The 248-nt window shown below is 49.2% G+C and carries 1 protein-coding gene; it reads left to right on the top strand.

Annotated features, from left to right (window positions below; translation table 11 throughout):
* Positions 1 to 57 precede the first annotated feature (57 nt).
* Complete coding sequence (locus HWD93_RS18735) at positions 58 to 213, top strand: hypothetical protein (RefSeq protein WP_261647636.1); 156 nt, start codon at positions 58 to 60, stop codon at positions 211 to 213.
* The last annotated feature ends 35 nt before the right edge of the window (positions 214 to 248 follow it).

The raw sequence follows: 248 nt of genomic DNA, 5'->3' as shown, positions 1-248 counted from the left end.
GTGGTCTTCGCCGAAAAATAGAAGCAGAAGACGGCAAAGATGATGAAGCATAGTCTCGTGGACATGAAGATGAGTAAAAAAGATAGGAGAAGGGCGGAGGAGACACAGGAGAACGTGATGATGAACGTGAAGGACATGAGAAAGACCGGCTCGAACGACAGGGTGATGGTCGCGGCCTACGGGAGTACGTTCAGGAGGATCCAGAAGCAGTAGAAGAACAAGTAGATGAGGAAGGAACAGGATAAGAC

Origin of the sequence: Curtobacterium sp. C2H10 (assembly GCF_025407985.1) — a bacterium.
GTDB lineage: Bacteria > Actinomycetota > Actinomycetes > Actinomycetales > Microbacteriaceae > Curtobacterium.
This window is presented reverse-complemented; position numbering and strand designations above follow the sequence as displayed.